Here is a 16,572-nt window from a genome sequence, read left to right as displayed (position 1 = left end):
GATGGCGCCGCCGGTGAAGGCGAGGCCGGCGGCGGTCAGGGCGGTCTTGCGGATCAGATCGGTACGCATGATGGCGTGCTCCTCTGCATCGGGGGAAAGTCCGCCCGGCACTGTGGGGGGTGCGTGCCGGTGCGGGGAAAGTTCGCGGGGGTTCTGCCCGGCGACCCGCTGGTCCGGGGTCGGCGTCGGGACAGGGTGTAACCGTTCGCGGCGGCCGGTCATTCCGCCTGCCCGGGGGCCGGCCGTGCTGCTTGGCCGGCGGGGTGCTTGGCCCGTGGGGTGCTTGGCCGGTGGGGCTTGGCCGGTGGGGTGCTTGGCCGGTGGGGTTTGGCTGTGCCGGGGGGTGTAACCGGGGGCCGGCCGAGTGTTTCCCCGCAGGGGTCGGCCGTGGGGCTTGGCCGTGGGGCTTGGCCGTGGGGCTTGCCCGTGGGGCTTGGCCGTGCCGGGGGTGTAACTGGTCGGGCCGGGGGGTCATTCCGTTCTCGCGGGGGTCGGCCGTGGGGCTTGGCCGTGCCGGGGGTGTAACCGGGGCGGCCGGGCGGGTGTTCCCCGCGGCTGCCGCGCGCCACGGACCCGAGGGTCGCGGTGGCATGCCAGGTATAACGACCCCGCCGGGCCGCCGATTCCACCCCCGGGGTGGCTCCGACCACCCGACACCACCGGTCAAACCAGACAACCCGCCCACCCGGCAACCCCGGGCACGACGAACGAACCCGTGATCGACTCGGGTTCCCGGAAACCGCGCTGTCCCGGTGCCGGGGATACCCCGACATCACGAAACACGAGTCGATCACGCCCGACTGCGCCGTCCGCGCGGTCTGCGCCGTTTGGGCACGTCGGTCGGTCTGGCCGAGGGGCAGAGCCCCCGGGTGCCCGGTTATGCCTAGGGAAGGCCGTTCGGAGCGATCCCGACGGTTTGATCGACTCGGGTTCGGTGAAACTGCGGTGTCTCGCTCGCGGGGATACCCCGACATCACGGAACTCGAGTGGATCACGCCGCGACGCGGCGGGCCTCGCACCGGGCGGCCCCGACGTGCGGGCGGGGCAGCCCGAACGCGTCGGACTGCCCCACCCGGGAGCGCAGGGATGAGATCAGAACCCGAGGACGCCCCGCCCGCCGACCACCGGCAGCCGCAGCTCGCTGTCGTTCGGCGCGACCCGCAGTTCGGTGCCGCCCAACGGCAGCAGGGTGTACTCCTGGTCGCTGGAGAAGACGACCACACCGATCCGGTGCCCCGCCGGGAAGATGTAGTCCTTCGGCTCCATGGTCCACCGGTAGTCGTACAGCTTGCCCTGCTTGACCGGCTCGGTGCGCGCGGCGCTCTTGCGGTTCTGCGGGTCCATCCAACCTCGCGTCACCACGGTCGGGGCGGCAATCGATCCGGCCGGGCCGTAGTCGACCAGGTACGCGGTGAGGTTCGCGTCCGGCTTGTTGTCGATCGCCATGCGCAGCCGCATCTCCGGACGCCCGGAGATGCGGACGTTCTGCGTCAGCTCGGGGGAGCGGTAGGCGAGCCGGTTCGCACTCGCGGTGTCCGGGTTGGCCACCAGGGTGTCCGGGTGGATGGTCCGGCCCTCGTCGACGAAGCTCTGCTCGACCTTGGCCTTCGGCGGCTTGCCGGTGGTGAACGTGCCCGGCGTGGTGGCGTCGGTGGCGGCGAACCGCAGGCCGACCTCCCGCGCGGCGGGGTCGGGCCAGTTGGCGTACGTGGTGTAGGTGCGGTCCTCACGCTGGAGCACCGCCGTCGGCTCGTCCATGATGCCGTTGCGCACGTTCCACAGCCAGAAGTCGAACCAGCGGTTCTCGGTCTGCTTGTACGTCCACGTCCGGCCGTCCGGCAGCGTCACCGAAGCGCTGCTGCCGGGCCCGCCGTGCCCGCCCTGGTGCAGCCAGATCTTGCGCGGCACGTCGCGCTTGGCGAGCTGGTCCCACCAGCCGGCGAAATGCTCGGTCTTCACGTTCCAGTCGTTGAGGCCGTGCACAACGAAGACGCTGGCCTTGACGTCACGGGCGTCGAGGTAATCGCGGTCCCGCCAGAACTCCGAGTAGTCACCGGTGACGCGGTCCTGCTCGGCGGTGATGCTCGCGAGTTCGTCGGCGCAGGGCCCTTCGGCGCGGGCCTGCCCGGCGGTGTACTGGGCCAGGATGTCGAGGTCCTCGCCCTGGAACGTCCCGGGCGCGACCACCAGACCGTTGGCCCGGTAGTAGTCGTACCAGCTGCTGATGGCCGAGACCGGCACGATGGTCTTGAGGCCCTTGACACCCGTGGTGGCCACCTGGTTGGGCAGCGTGCCGTTGTAGGAGACGCCGGTCATGCCGACCGCGCCGGTGGTCCAGCCGGCGGTGACCGGTGCGCCGTTCGCGTCGTACCCCTTCGCCCGGCCGTTGAGCCAGTCGATGACCGCCTTGGTGCCGAGCGTCTCGGCCTGGTCGCCGCTGGTCGGGCAACCGTCCGAGTCGCCGGTGCCGACGCTCTGGCCCAGCACCACCGCGTACCCGCGTGGCACGTAGTAGTCGTCGAGCGAGCCGGGCAGGTTGGCCTTCGCCTCGGCCCGTTGGACGCCCGCGTCGAGCGCTCGACGCCCGGAGCGGTCGGTCAGACCGTTCTGCGGCAGGTCGTCGACCAGCACGCTCGGGTACGGCACGTCACCCCAGGTGCCCTTGCGGTACGGGCTGTGCTCGAAGATGACCGGCACCTTGAAGCCCTGCGTGGCGGTCTCTCGGGGGCGGGAGATGTCGATCGCCACCCGGTCGGGTCGGCCGTCGTGGTCGGTGTCCATTGGGGTCTGGACGAACACCCGCTCCTCGATCGCGTCGGCGAGCGAGAACACCGGTTGGGTCATGCCGTCGCTGACCACGATGCCGGTGGGCGTGGTGGGCGTGGGCGGAGCCGCAGCCGCTGGTGGGGCTGCGCTGAGGACCAGGGCGCCGGACACACCGATGCTCAGGAGTGCCAGATGACGGGGTCGACGCATGCGCGTCTCCCTTCGGTTGGGCTGGTTGCCGGGGTCGGCAGGGGTCGATCTCGAAGATCCATTCGTCGACATGCTAGGACCGCGCAGGCGTCCCGTCGATCCCTTCGATCGGGGTCCCTGAAGATCCTTTTCCTGCATATGATCTTGCCGTAGTCGCCCGAAGAGGCACGTTCGTCCACATTAGACGAGGAGCAACATGCTCAGGAGAACACGATGGCTGTTGGGCGTCGCCGTCACGGCCACGACGCTGACCGCCCTACCGGGCGGCTCGGCCACAGCGGGACCCAGCGGCATCGACCGAGTCGGCACACCCGCGGCCTCGGCCTCCGGGAAGACGCACACCGTCACCCTGCTGACCGGCGACGTGGTGACCGACAACCCCAGCGAGCTGTCGCTCATCCTGCAGCCCGCCACCGCGTCCGCCCGGGTCGCCGCGCTCGGTGACGTGCTGCCACTGCCCAGCATCGGCGCGGTCGCCGGCCGCGTACCCAAGAAGAGCCCGGCCACCGCGAAGCTCGCCACCAACTCGCTGCTCGCCGGCGCGAAGAAGGTCTGGCTCGACCGCAAGGTGCACGCCACCGCCCTGACCGGCGGTGGACGGCCCGCCGGCCTGGACCGCAACCTCGGCCAGATCGCCGCGCCGGACGCCTGGAAGGCCGGCTACACCGGCCGTGCAAACAGCACCTCGTCCTCTACCTCACCGGCGGTCTCGAGGAGCGGTACGGCGCGCTCCTCGGCCGGCTTGGCCAGCACCGCGCCGGAAAGGGATGCCTCTACCTGAAGCGGCTCGACGACGTCGACGAGAGCGTGCTGCGGCAGCTGATTGTGCGCACCGTCCGGGTGCACAGGGGCATCGACCGCGCCAGCCGCCGATGAGCCGCCGACGTCACTGGCCCTCCCAGACCGCCTTCGCCCCGGAGTCGCCGGTACGGAACACGTAGTAGATGGCGACGCCGGCGGCCACCACCGACAACACCTGCAACGCCAGGGTCAGCGCCGGCCCGGGGCGTACACCCTCGGCGGTTCGCGGCGGGACGAACCGGACCAGTGCCAGGGCCACCACCCCCAACCCGATGCTGGCGTAGAGCGTGATGTCGCCGAACTCCTGGTGCGCCTGAAGCTTCGGAAGGAATTCGGGGGTCACCCGGTTGGCGGCGCGCATGCGCTCAAGGAAGGCGTCACCGCTGAGCTTCGTCAGCAGGGCGGCGACCGGCGCACCCACCGCGAGCAGCCCCAGCACCCAGCGGGTGTGCGGCCGGATCGGCGGGACGAGCGCGTAACCGACCGTCAGCAGGGCCAGCAGCGGCACGAACACCACCGCGGCGTGCAGCAGCAGAGGGTGGGCAGGGATGCCCATGAACTCCTCGAACATCGGCGTCTCCTCCGCTGCCATGGGCCTGGACGTTGATCGTCCGCAGAGGGGACGTTATCGGTACCGCGAAGTCATGTCATCCCCGCCGACCCCTCCGGTGCGGCCCGGCTGTCGCGCCGGGCCGCGCCGGCACGTCAGCGGGTCTGCGGTACGGCGATCCGGTCGATGTCGGGGGAGTACGCGGTGCCGCTGTCGAAGGTGATGGTGTTGGTGCCCGCCTTCAGCGCCAGCTGGACGCTGACCGTCTCGACCGTGCCCCAGTCACCCGTCGAGGGGAACTTCAGGTAGGTGCCGTTGCCGTTGTTGGACAGGACGTGCACCGACCGCGCGTCGCCACTGACGTAGGAGACGGCGACGGTGTAAATGCCGTCCTTGCGTACGGTGATGTCGTTGAACCGCAGCTTGCCGCCGACGTAGAGGTTGCCGACCTTCTGCCCACCCGAGCAGGCGGCGCACCCGCCGACGGAGGCGTTGCCGGTCAGGGTGTTGATCGACGCCTCGGCCTCGTAGCTGGTGGTGGCGAGAGCGGTGCCCGGCCGTACGGTGAACAACCGCGAGCCGTGCGCGGGCAGCGCCGCGGTGATGCTGTTCTTCTGCTTTCCGAGGTCGCGGCGGTTCCACACGTCCCGCACCGAGGCGTTGCCGGTGAACCCGAACGACGCCCAGTGCGCCGTGACCGACGCGGGCGCGTCGCCGAGGTTGAACAGCGCGACGGTGTAGCTGCCGTCCGGGTTCTTCGCACCCCAGACCTGCTGGTCACCGGCGGGGGTGATCGGCCGGGCGGGCGCGCCGCCGTTCTGGTCGATGGCGATGACCTCGCGGTTGGTCAGCAACGACAACCCGTAGTCGTCGAGGCGGGTGAGGTCGTCCCCGGTGTACAGCGGCGACTTCGAGATCGCCCACAACGTCGCGTACGACTGCCGCTCGGCCCTGGTGAGGCCGTCCATCTCGCCGTTGCCCACGTTGAGCGAGTCGAGGTCGTTCCACCCGCCGGGGCCGGCCTTGCGGCTCCAGGCCGGCGCGTCGTCGAACCGGTCGTCGACCGAGTTCTCCCAGCTGACCAGGGTGTTGCAGTAGCACTCGACGTCGGTGTCGATCCGCCACCCGTTGGAGTACCGCTTCCAGTCGGCGGCGTGGTTGATGTCGAGCGACCAGGACAGTTCCAGGTGGATCGGCCGGCCGGCGGTGGCGATGGCCTGCTGCCAGGCGGCCACGTCGGCCACGTTGTCGTAGTTGTCACCGGACTTGAACGAGCCCGGCCCGACCCCGTCGAGCTTGAGGAAGTCGTAACCCCAGTCGGCGAACAGCTGCGCCTGCGAGTCGATGTACTTCTGCGCGCAGGGGTTGTCGAAGTTCAGCTTGTACGCGCTGTCCCAGCCGTTGGTGGTGCGCAGGTCCGGGTAGACGAGGTCCGCGGTGGTGCAGCCGGGGGCGTTCCAGATCGGCGCCGCGCCGTTGGCGTACGCCTCCTTCTCCAGCCCGACCGGCAGGTAGATGCCGGCCTTCAGCCCCTTGCCGTGGATGTGCTCGGCGATCACCTGCATGCCACGTGGAAACCGCACCGGGTCGGGCGCCTGCCGGGCGTACTGGTCGAACCTCGGCACCCAGGCGTTGTCCCGCCACCAGCCGGCGTCGATGTTGACGTACTCGTAGCCGTACCGCTTCAGCTTGCTGGCGAGGGCGTCCGCCTGCTTCAGGACGTTGGCCTCGGTGAGGTAGCTGTAGTCGCCGTCGGGATTCAGGCCCGGGTACTTCGAGGACTGCATGGTCCAACTGGTCCACCCCATGAAAGGGCGTTGTGCGATGTCCGCAGCCGTCGGGGTCTTCGTCGTCACGGCGTCGGCCGGTGCGGCCTGGGCCGCGCCCGCCCCGAGGAGCGCGGCAAGTGCCACTGCGACGAGGGGTACGCCGGTACGGAGTCGTCTGCGGGGGATTGTCGGTGACGGCATGGTCAACCTCCTGGGGGCACGGTGGGTCGAGTCGAGTGCGGTGGACGGCCGGTGGCCGGGGTGGCGCCGGATCAGGGGACGACGAGCGACTGGATGCTCACGGCCGCCGCCCCGCGAGCCCACTCCTCGAAGGGCAACGGGCGGATGGAGAGGGGGCACCGCGCGGCAGCGCCGAAGCCCTGCCGTTCGAAGCTGGTGCGGATGTGGCTGTCGAACAGGTCGTACGCGGCCAGCCCCTCACCGGACACGACGATGCGGGTGGGGCCGACCAGGTTCGCGACGGCCGCGATGGCGCAACCGATCGCGCCGCCGGCCCGGGTGAAGACGCCCCGCACCTGCTCGTGGCCCCCGCGTGCCAGGGCCACGGCCTCGTCGATGGTGAGGTCGGGGCGGCCGGTGCGGTCGCGGGCCTGGGCCACGATGGCGTCGGTGCCGGCGATCGACTCGACGCAGCCCCGACCACCGCAGTGGCAGTCCGGGCCGGTGGCGTCGACGGTGAGGTGGCCGATCTCGCCGGCCACACCGTACGAGCCGGAGACCAAGCGGCCGTTGACGACGAGGCCACAGCCAATGCCGGTGCCCACGGTGACCAGGGCGAACGACTCCGCCCCCACCCCCTCGCCGAACCAGTGCTCGGCGGCCGTGAGCGCCTTGACGTCGTTCTCCACGGTCACGGTGAGACCGGTGCGCTGGGCGGCGAGTCGACCCAGCGGCACGTCCCGCCAGTGCAGGAACGGCGAGTAGCGCACCAGGCCGATACCACGGTCGATGTCGCCGGAAAGGGCCAGCCCGAGCCGGTGGACCCGGCTCCGGTCGCCGGGGAACGCGCCGAACAGGTCGTCGGCGAGCCGGCCGACCTCGGTGAGGACGGCGTCGACGTCGGGGTCGTCCAACGGCCGGCGGGCGCTGGCCTGGACCTGCGCGCGTAGGTCGCAGACCACGCCGATCAGCTCGTCGGCAGTGATCTTCACGCCGAGGAAGAACTCGCGTTCGGCGCGTACCGCGAGGGGGCTGGCAGGGCGTCCGGCGCCCGGCCCGGAGCGCTCGGTGGCGGCCAGTTCGTGCAGGTAACCCAGGTCGATGAGCGGTCGGGCGGCCTTGGTGACGGCGGCGGAGGAGAGCCCGAGCCGGCGGGCGAGCGCCACCCGGCTCACCGGCCCCTCGGTCAGCACCGTCGTGAAGACCGCCGTCGCCGCCGGTGGCCCGGCGAACGTACCGGTGTCGATCCCGGGAAACATGAACGAAATCTAAGGCGAATATTTAACTTCTTCAAGTATTGATTTGCCTCAGCGCTCCGTCCTAGAGTCGGCGCCAGTTGACCGGTTGCTCAGCTCCGGGAGCGCGGCAGACAGTCCTTCTTGTACTTGAGACCCGAACCGCACCAGCAGGCGTCGTTGCGCTCCGGCGGCCAGGCGATCCGCGCGCTGGGCCGCGCCGACACCTCGGCTGCATAGCCCGCCCGGACCGCCACGTCGGCCGGGTCGCCGCCACGCCGACCGGCGACGGCGTTCAGCCCGTCCACGGTCGCGCGGAACACGCCCAACCCGGCCTGACCGGCACCCCGCAGCCGGACCAGCTCCGTCTCCAGCCGCCCCCGGTGCGCGTCCCAGTCCGGCCCGTACACCTCAGCGAGAGCGGGATGCTCGGCCAGCAGCCGATCGAACTCGGCCCGGGGCCAGAAGAGCAGATCCGACTCGGCGTCCCTGCGCTCCCCGGCCCGGCGCACGAGCTGGGTCTCCAACCGGTCCGCCAGATCGTCCTGCCGGTCGTGCGGCAGGTTCAGATTCCGGCGTACCCGATGCCGCTGTTGCAGCAGGAAGAAGGCCACACCCGGCGCGTCCGGCGGACCGAGATCGACCACCGGGTCGATCGCCGTGCTGGCCGGCCCGGACGCGGCGGTCGCCCGTTCGTTGAGCAGGGTGTCGACCGCCTCGCTCAGCCATGTCTCGGCGGTCGCCGAGCGCCCACCGGCGTCCAGCGCGGCACTGACGTAGGCCGGGGCGTCGGGCTGCACGAGCAGCAACGGGCGCAGCGCGGTCAACTCCGCCATCGCCTCGTCGTCGCGATCGCCGGCCCGGAACAGGGCGCGGGCCCGCAGCGCGCGGGCGAACCCGGCCCGAGGATCGTCGCCGGACGGGTACGCCGCCAGCGCCTGCTCCGCGTACCGCAGGGCGGCCTCGGGCCGCGCCCGGATCTCCGCGATCTCGGCGGCCAGCGTCAGCGCGTCCCCGGCGTCGTCCGGATCCTCCAGCCGGCCCCGCCCGGCCGCCTCCGCCAGGTCGGCCGCGACACCGAGCGGGTTTGCCGTCCCGAGCGCCGAGCGGCGAAGTTCAGCGAGGTCAGCCTTGGTGAGTACGTCTCTCGTCGGCACGATCTCACGGTACGTCGGCCGGCTCCCGGCTTACCGGCAGATCACCGGTAACGCTGCTCACTGATTGGCCGGGCCGACGGCGGCTACCGGTGCGGGTGGTAGCCGCCGTCGGGCCGGTCAGGCGTACGGCGTCAAGAAGTCCTTCGGGCGCAGCGCCTTGCTGGTAACCCGGACATCTCCGATCCACCCGTAGAAGCCCTGCCCGTACGAAAGGTCGAACGACGTCGCCCCGATCACGAACGGAAGCCCGAGGGTGGCGATACCGGTCGACGGCTGGGTGGGGTTGCGGGCGATCTTCGAACCGTCGATGTAGACCACGGTCTGCTGGCCGTCGTTGACCACCGCGAGGTGGGTCCAGCGACCGGTCGGCAGGGCGTGGCTCCACGAGGTCGGGTCGGCGTCCTGCTTGTCGGCGTAGACGACGTACTGCAGGAACCGCTCGGGGGAGATGTTGAGGCTGCAGGTGGACTCCAGCGGAGACCAGCCGGTCGTCTTGCCGGCGTCGCCGCTGCGCCCCTCCCAGCTCAGGATGCCCATCCAGGCGTGGTCGCCCTCGAACGGGTCGGGGAGCTTGATGAACGCCTCGATGGTGTATCCGCTGGTGAACTTCATGCTGTTGATCGGGGCGTTGGCGCCGGCCCGGAGTATGGCGCCACGGTCCGGGCCCTTGCCGCCGCCGAAGCGGAGGCTGGCGTGTGCGGGCTGACCGGGGTGGTGCTCGGTCGAGTAGGTCAACGCCTCGGCGGCACCGGCGCCGATGCGCTGGACGGTGAGGTTGTTGCCGTTGCCGCTCAGATCCCGGACGACAGTTCCGTCCGCGACCGGCTTACCGTCGGTGCCCGACGACAACCCGTACGAGTCGAACCGCCAGTAGCCGACGGTGGCACGCGGCAGCACCGCGACCGGGGGACGGGGAGCGGGCGGCGGCACCGGCGCGAACCCGTGGAACCGGGCGGCGAAGTCGATCTCCATGCTGAATCGGTCGACCGGACCGGTCAGCTCGATCGTCTCGGCCTCCAGGGGTGTGCGCTTCTCCGGGTCCCGGGCGAGGAACCAGGGCGAGAACGTCTCGACGTCGATGACATTGCGGGCCAGGTCGAAGTGGTAGAGCCGGATCATCGCCGCGCCGCCGTAGTAGCGGTCCTGGTAGTTGGTGATGTGCACCTGCACGTCGTTGCCGGCGGCGTTGGTGAGCGTGGTGCGGCCGGGCGGCCAGTAGTGACCGTTGAGGGTGAGGAAGATCTGGTCGTTGTTGCGGATCAGACGATCCCAGAGGCGCTGGCCGTTGTCCGAGAGCTTCGCCGCGCCCGCATCATCGGCCCAGGCCAGGTCGTGCGTGGTGAGGATGATCGGCTTGGTGCGGTGCTCGTCGATCACGCCCTGTGCCCAGGCCAGCCCCTTGTCCGAGATGCGCCAGTCCAGCGCGAGCACCAGCCAGTCTCGTCCCGCGGCGCGCAGCACGTGGTAGCTGTTGTAGCCGTCCGGCGAGGCACCGCCGAAGGTGGGCATCGAGGCGAACCGCTGCGGGCCGAACGTGCGCAAGTAGACGCTGTCGCCGCGCTGGTCGTCGCCGCCGCGGATGTCGTGGTTGCCGGCCAGGACGCTGTACGGCAGCTTGCCGTCGAGGGTACGGAACGTCTCGCCGGCCAGCGCGACCTCATGCTCGCTTCCGTGCTCGGTCACGTCGCCGAGGTGGGTCATGAACACGATGTTCGCGTCCTTGCGCTCCTGATTGAGATAGCGGAAGGTCGCATTCAAGGGTTCCGGGTCGGAGCTGTCCTCGTCGAAGAGGTACTGCGTGTCGGGCAGCACCGCGAGTGCGAAGCGCGGGCTCTGCGCGTCGAACGCCGCTGTCGCTGTCGCCGCTGCGGCCTCGGTGGCGGTGCCGCCGAGCACGGCCACGGCGGCGCCCGCCGCCGGTGCGGCCAGCATCGCCTGGAGCAGGGTCCGCCGCTCCACGTTTCGTTGATCGCCGGTGGCGGCCATCTGGTCTCCCGCTTGGTGAGGTGCCTGAACGTGGAGCACTCTCCCGAGGTGCGGTGAGCGCCCCTCGACGCCCGGCTGAACGGCACCTGGCACGCAACCGAAGATCATCTCCGGTGAATCGTGCAGTTCAGCGGGCTGGCTGCCAGTCGTCGAGAGGTTGCAAAACCCTCCAACTGTGGCCATCCGGTGTCAACCCGCCGTCGGTAGCGTCCGGTCGCCAGTTTCCCGACCAGTCCCCCAAAGGCGGAGTTATGGGCACGGTGGATCGCCGTACGTTCCTCAAGGCGATGGGAGTCCCCGCGATCGGCGCGGCGCTCCCGTTGGACCTCAGCAAGGCGCTCGCCATTCCGGCGAACAACCGGACCGGCTCGATCAAGGACGTCGAGCACGTCATCATCCTGATGCAGGAGAACCGCTCCTTCGACCACTACTTCGGCACCATGCGCGGTGTACGCGGATTCGGTGACCCTCATCCGGCGACACTGCCGTCCGGCAAGGACGTGTGGCACCAGCCCAACGGGGCCGACGAGCTGCTGCCCTTCCGGCCCGAGGTGAAGGATCTCGGTCAGACCTTCCTGCCGGACCCGCCGCACGGCTGGAACGACGGACACGCCGCCTGGAACGACGGCCGGTTCGACAAGTGGGTGCCGAACAAGGGCGTCACGGCGATGACCTACCACACCCGCCAGGACCTGCCGTACCACTACGCGCTCGCCGACGCCTTCACCGTCTGCGACAGCTACCACTGCTCGCTGATGGGGCCGACCGACCCGAACCGCTACCACATGTTCAGCGGCTGGGTCGGCAACGACGGCAAGGGCGGCGGCCCGGTCATCACCAACGCCGAGGCCGGCTACGACTGGTCCACGTACCCGGAGCGGCTGGAGCGCAACGGCATCTCCTGGAAGATCTACCAGGACGTCGGCACCGGCCTCAACGCCGCCGGCTCCTGGGGCTGGACGAACGACCCGTACATCGGCAACTACGGCGACAACTCGCTGCTCTACTTCCACCAGTACCAGAACGCGCAGCCCGGAACGCCGCTGGCCGACAAGGCCAAGACCGGCACCGAGATCAGGACCCAGGGCCGCGACCCGGAGGCGCTGCTGGCCGACTTCCGCGCCGACGTCGAGGCGGGGCGCCTGCCGGAAGTCTCCTGGATCACCGCGCCCGAGGCGTACACCGAGCACCCGAACTGGGAGCCGGCGTACGGCTCCTGGTACATCTCCCAGGTCATCGACATCCTCGCGTCGAACCCCGAGGTGTGGAGCAAGATGGCGCTCTTCATCACGTACGACGAGGAGGGCGGCTTCTTCGACCACGTGGTCCCGCCGACGCCCCCGCAGACCCGTGAGCACGGGCAGTCGACAGTGCCGACCACCAACGAGATCTTCCCCGGCGACGCCAACCACCCGGCCGGGCCGTACGGCCTCGGCATCCGCGTACCGATGATCATCGTCTCGCCGTGGACGCGCGGCGGCTACGTGAACTCCCAGGTCTTCGACCACACCTCGCTGATCAAGTTCCTGGAGGCGCGGTTCGGACACGGCCGGCCGGACCTGATCGAGCAGAACATCACCCCGTGGCGGCGTGCCGTCGTCGGCGACCTGACCACCGCCTTCGACTTCCGGCACCCGAACCGCTCGCGCGAGGTCAGGCTGCCCGACACCGACGACTTCAAGCCCGAGGACCTGGTCCGGCACCCCGACGAGGTGCCGGTCCCGCCAGCCGACCAGCGGCTGCCGAAGCAGGAGCACGGGGTACGCCCGGCGCGCGCGATCCCGTACACCCTGCACGCCGACGGGCGTCTCGCCGACGGCTCGTTCCGCATCGACTTCCGCAACACCGGCGGGGTCGCCGCGGTCTTCCAGGTTCGCCAGGCGGGCAGCGCGGACGCCCCGCGCAGCTACACCGTCGAGCCGGGCAAGCACCTGACCGACACCTGGCCGGCCGCCTCCGGGTACGACCTGTCGGTGCACGGGCCGAACGGCTTCTTCCGCCGGTTCACGAGCGGCCGGTCCCACCTCGACGTCACCCCCGCGTACGACGAGCGCGGTGACAAGGTCGCCCTCACGCTCACCAACCGAGGGTCCAAGCGGGTCGAGGTGACCGTCCGCGACGGTTACCACTCCCGTCCGGTCAAGGTGTCGCTGCGCCCCGGCGCGACCGAGCGCGCGACGTGGTCGCTCGCCCGCACCCACGGCTGGTACGACCTGACGGTCAGCGTCGCGGGCGACGCCGACTTCACGTACCGCTGCGCGGGTCACGTCGAGAACGGCAAGGACAGCATCAGCGACCCGGCCCTCGGCGGGCTCGTCTAAGTCGACGCCTGATTCCGCCCCGGCCAGCGAGATCCCCCCGGCCGAGATAGCCCCCGTCGGTCCTGACTGGCGGCGGTGTGCCGGTGAGCGTTATGACTCTGCGGTATAGGTATGCCGCAGAGTCATAACGCTCGTCGCGGTGTCCGCTCGCGCGGACGTCACGCTACGTATCGTCCAGCCCGTGCGGCCCGCAAATCGGGTACGGCGCATTACGTGAGCATCATCGTCAATGCGCAATCGCTCTGAAGGCCTTCTTGCTCTGCGCATGATCAGTGCGCTGGCTGCTTCTTGAAATAGCATTCCTGGGCGGCGACATTCCATTGAGAACCGTTACATCAAGTCATGAACTAATGTTGCCTCAGTCAACGTTATGTACGGTGCGCGAACGGATCGACGCACTGAACAGGTGTTATGGCGATCGCTGCCGCCGGGCGTCGGCGATGGCGGGAAGCCTTGGTCACTATGCGTGACAGGATGGTCCGTCGTGCCGCAGGTGCTGGCGAGGACTGTGGTCGGCGGCCCTAAAGGTCGAATGGGTGCCGTCCACGTAATTGATCTGTAACGGAGTGGACCCACAACGAAATCATTTGCCCGGCTAACGTTCCGGCACTAGAGCCGCCACCCGGGCGGAGAACCGCTCGGGTGGCGGTGCCATGTGTCAGCACGATGAGGAGGTCGTCCCGCGTGGAGCCGATGGTCACGGAGCCCCAGGTGCTCCGCGCCGGAGAGCCGGGCGACGAACGGGTGCAGAGCGTGGCGTCGCCCGCCGCCCCGATCCGGACGGTCAGCAAGTCGCCGACCCGGATCGCCCTGGCCCGGCTGCGGAGCGACCGGATCGCGATGATCTGCGCTGCGATCTGTGTCGCCTACGTCCTGATCGCGATCTTCGCGCCGTTGCTCGCCCGGCTGGAGGGGCAGAACGCCAGCGACCTGCACCAGAACCTGATCGACGAGTTCGGCTTCCCGACGATCGGGCCGACCAGCGAACACTGGTTCGGGGTGGAGCCCCGCCTGGGCCGCGACCTCTTCGCCCGCTGGGTGTACGGCGCCCGACCGTCGCTCATCGTTGCCGTCGCGGTCACCACGATCACCACGATCATCGGTGTGGTCGTGGGTCTGGTCGCCGGCTTCTCCGGCGGCTGGGTCGACCGGGTGCTCTCCTGGCTGATCGACCTGGTGCTCAGCCTGCCGTACCTGCTCTTCGCGATCGCGAGCTCCGCCGTCCTGGTCGCCATCTTCGGCGGCGCGGACGGTGCCGGCTCCGAGGACGTCGCCCAGATCCGCTTCACCTCGCTGATCTGTGTGCTGTCGTTCTTCGGCTGGGCCAGCCTCGCCCGCCTGGTCCGGGGGCAGGTGCTCTCACTGCGGGAGCGTGAGTTCGTCGCGGCGGCCAAGGTGCTCGGCATCCCGACCCGGCAGGTGCTCTTCAAGGAGCTGCTGCCGAACCTGGTGGCGCCGATCGTGGTCTCCGTGTCGCTGGCCCTGCCCGGCTACGTGGTGGCCGAGGCCGGACTGACCGTGCTCGGGGCCGGGCTGATCGAGCCCACCCCGTCCTGGGGCCTGACGATCTCGGCCGCCACCACGTACTACCGGGCCGACCCGCTCTACCTGTGGCTGCCCGTACTCGGCATCACGATCCTGGTGCTCGCCCTGAGCCTGCTCGGCGACGCCGTGCGCGATGCCTTCGATCCCCGGACCCGTCGATGAGGACGCCCTGGGCCGAAGCAAAACCGGAAGACAAGACAGGAGTACGTCTGTGAGGCAACTGAAGGTTGGTCTCGCCGCCGCACTGGCCGCCACTTTGGCGGTGGCCGGCTGCGGTAGCCCTTCGTCGAACAACGGCAGCAGCGGTGGAGGTGGCGCCAAGGGCATCGAGACCCAGCAGAACGCGTTCGACCCGACCGCCAAGGGCCCGGCAGCCGAGGTACCCGGCGCCAAGAAGGGCGGCGTCATCACGGTCTACTCCCAGGTGACCCCGAACACGTTCGACCCGACCGACACCTACTACGCCGACGCGATGGCGATCGAGAAGCTGGTCTTCCGCAGCCCGACCCAGTTCGCGATCCGCAACGGCAAGCCGGTGCTCGTGCCGGACCTGACCGACCTCGGCACCGTCTCCTCGGACAAGCTGACCTGGACGTTCAAGATGCAGTCGGGCATCAAGTACGCCGACGGCAGCGAGGTAAAGGTCGAGGACCTGGCGTACGCGATCAAGCGTTCGTTCGCCCACGACGTGTTCGCCAACGGCCCGACGTACCAGCTGACCACCTTCAAGGACGGCGACACGTACAAGGGCCCCTACGCCAGCGGCGACACCTTCGCCGGCGTGGAGACCCCGGACCCGACCACGCTGGTCATCCACCTGGCCCGGCCCTTCGCGGACCTGCCCCTCTTCATGACCTTCCCGGCGTTCACGCCGATCCCGAAGGCCAAGGACACCAAGGAGAACTACAAGAACAACCCGCTCGCGACCGGGCCGTACCAGTTCGACACCTACACCCCCGGTACCGAGTTGAAGCTGAAGAAGAACCCGAACTGGGACCCGAACACCGACGCGGTGCGGCACCAGTACCCGGACGGCTTCGACTTCAAGTGGGGCGGCGAGGACCCGAAGACCCAGCAGCAGGTGCTCAACAGCGCCGGCGAGGACGCCAGCGCACTCAACTCCTACTCCATCGACGCCTCGCTGGTCCCGCAGGTGACCGGGGACAAGAAGGCCCAGCTGATCCAGGGCGAGCAGCCCTGCACCTACTCGGTGCAGATGGACACCCGCAAGATCCCGCTGGAGGTGCGCAAGGCGGTCGCCAAGGCGTACCCGTACGACCAGGTCAACAAGGCCGCCGGTCTGAACAGCTTCAACTCCCAGCCGGCCAGCACCGTCCTGCCACCGAGCGTGCCCGGCTACACCAAGTACGACCCGCTGCCGGGCCTGAGCGGTGTCGGCCAGGGTGACCCGGCCGGGGCCAAGGCCGACCTGGAGGCGGCCGGCAAGGTCGGCTTCGAGCTCAGCTGGTACTACGACAACACCAAGCCGGTCCCGCAGCAAACCAACCAGATCCGGGTCGACGCGTTGAAGGCGGCCGGCTTCAGCGTGAAGCCGATCGGTGTCACCACCGCGGAGCTGCGCTCCAAGATCGCTGACTACGACGCCCCGGTCAACATGGGCCAGGCGCCGCAGGGTTGGTGCTCGGACTGGCCGAGTGGCGGCAGCTGGTTCCCGGTGCTGTTCCAGTCGCACAGCATCAGCGACGGCACGAGCTGGGGCGAGCTCAGCGACAAGGCGCTGGACGCCAAGATCGACGAGATTGGCAACCTCCCGGCCGACCAGGCCGTCGCCAAGTGGGGTGAGCTGGACAAGGAGATCATGGGCAAGTACGTGGCCCTGCCGCGCTACTACGGCAAGCTCGCCTTCGTCATCGGCACGAACATCGGTGGCGCCGAGGGCGACGCCTCCGCGGGGGAGCCGTTCTACCTGAACATGTTCCTCAAGAACTGACCTCCCGCACTCCCCATCGTGGACGTCGGCCGGCCTCCGGCATAGTGCCGGCCGGCGTCCACCCCTCTCCCCGTTCCGGCTTGGGCTCCCAGCCCTGGCCC

Annotated in this window: 10 protein-coding genes and 1 pseudogene; 4 read left to right on the top strand and 7 right to left on the bottom strand. The window is 69.7% G+C overall.

Annotation, left to right across the window (positions count from 1 at the left end; all coding sequences use genetic code 11):
* A pseudogene (locus tag ACIBF8_RS30840) lies at nt 1-222 on the bottom strand (hypothetical protein); the annotation flags it as partial.
* An 870-nt stretch (nt 223-1,092) separates the two neighbouring features.
* The gene (locus ACIBF8_RS30835; RefSeq protein WP_396787429.1) at nt 1,093-2,976 is read right to left on the bottom strand and encodes a Xaa-Pro dipeptidyl-peptidase; all 1,884 of its coding nucleotides are present in this window, start codon (nt 2,974-2,976) and stop codon (nt 1,093-1,095) included.
* Nucleotides 2,977-3,528: 552 nt separating this feature from the next.
* On the opposite strand from ACIBF8_RS30835, the gene ACIBF8_RS30830 reads away from it, so the two are divergent.
* The gene (locus ACIBF8_RS30830) at nt 3,529-3,852 is read left to right on the top strand and encodes a DUF1801 domain-containing protein (RefSeq protein ID WP_396787431.1); all 324 of its coding nucleotides are present in this window, start codon (nt 3,529-3,531) and stop codon (nt 3,850-3,852) included.
* A 10-nt stretch (nt 3,853-3,862) separates the two neighbouring features.
* Here ACIBF8_RS30830 and ACIBF8_RS30825 read toward each other — a convergent pair whose 3' ends face one another.
* From ACIBF8_RS30825 to ACIBF8_RS30805, 5 genes are all read right to left on the bottom strand, one after another.
* Entirely contained in the window at nt 3,863-4,369 is a 507-nt protein-coding gene (locus ACIBF8_RS30825; protein WP_396787428.1) for a DUF2231 domain-containing protein, read from the bottom strand.
* Nucleotides 4,370-4,482: 113 nt separating this feature from the next.
* The gene (locus ACIBF8_RS30820; protein ID WP_396787427.1) at nt 4,483-6,297 is read right to left on the bottom strand and encodes an alpha-galactosidase D; all 1,815 of its coding nucleotides are present in this window, start codon (nt 6,295-6,297) and stop codon (nt 4,483-4,485) included.
* Nucleotides 6,298-6,368: 71 nt separating this feature from the next.
* Entirely contained in the window at nt 6,369-7,535 is a 1,167-nt protein-coding gene (locus tag ACIBF8_RS30815) for an ROK family protein (RefSeq protein ID WP_396787426.1), read from the bottom strand.
* A gap of 89 nt (nt 7,536-7,624) precedes the next feature.
* Nucleotides 7,625-8,668, bottom strand: coding sequence for an SEC-C metal-binding domain-containing protein (locus ACIBF8_RS30810; RefSeq protein ID WP_396787425.1), 1,044 nt, complete (start codon nt 8,666-8,668; stop codon nt 7,625-7,627).
* A 117-nt stretch (nt 8,669-8,785) separates the two neighbouring features.
* Complete coding sequence (locus ACIBF8_RS30805; RefSeq protein WP_396787424.1) at nt 8,786-10,654, bottom strand: LamG-like jellyroll fold domain-containing protein; 1,869 nt, start codon at nt 10,652-10,654, stop codon at nt 8,786-8,788.
* 251 nt (nt 10,655-10,905) lie between these two features.
* Here ACIBF8_RS30805 and ACIBF8_RS30800 point away from each other — a divergent pair, with 251 nt between their 5' ends.
* The 3 genes from ACIBF8_RS30800 to ACIBF8_RS30790 all read left to right on the top strand — a co-directional run bounded on the left by ACIBF8_RS30800 (nt 10,906) and on the right by ACIBF8_RS30790 (nt 16,471).
* Nucleotides 10,906-12,975: a phosphocholine-specific phospholipase C gene (locus ACIBF8_RS30800; protein WP_396787423.1), complete on the top strand. Its 2,070-nt coding sequence runs from the start codon at nt 10,906-10,908 to the stop codon at nt 12,973-12,975.
* Between the two features lie 693 nt (nt 12,976-13,668).
* On the top strand, nt 13,669-14,682 hold the full coding sequence (locus ACIBF8_RS30795; protein ID WP_396787422.1) for an ABC transporter permease: 1,014 nt from the start codon (nt 13,669-13,671) through the stop codon (nt 14,680-14,682).
* 49 nt (nt 14,683-14,731) lie between these two features.
* Entirely contained in the window at nt 14,732-16,471 is a 1,740-nt protein-coding gene (locus tag ACIBF8_RS30790) for an ABC transporter substrate-binding protein (RefSeq protein ID WP_396787421.1), read from the top strand.
* Nucleotides 16,472-16,572: the final 101 nt, after the last annotated feature.

Origin of the sequence: Micromonospora sp. NPDC050276 (assembly GCF_044459545.1) — a bacterium.
GTDB lineage: Bacteria > Actinomycetota > Actinomycetes > Mycobacteriales > Micromonosporaceae > Micromonospora.
Note: the sequence above shows the minus strand (reverse complement) of the source record. Positions and strands in the feature narration are given on the sequence as shown.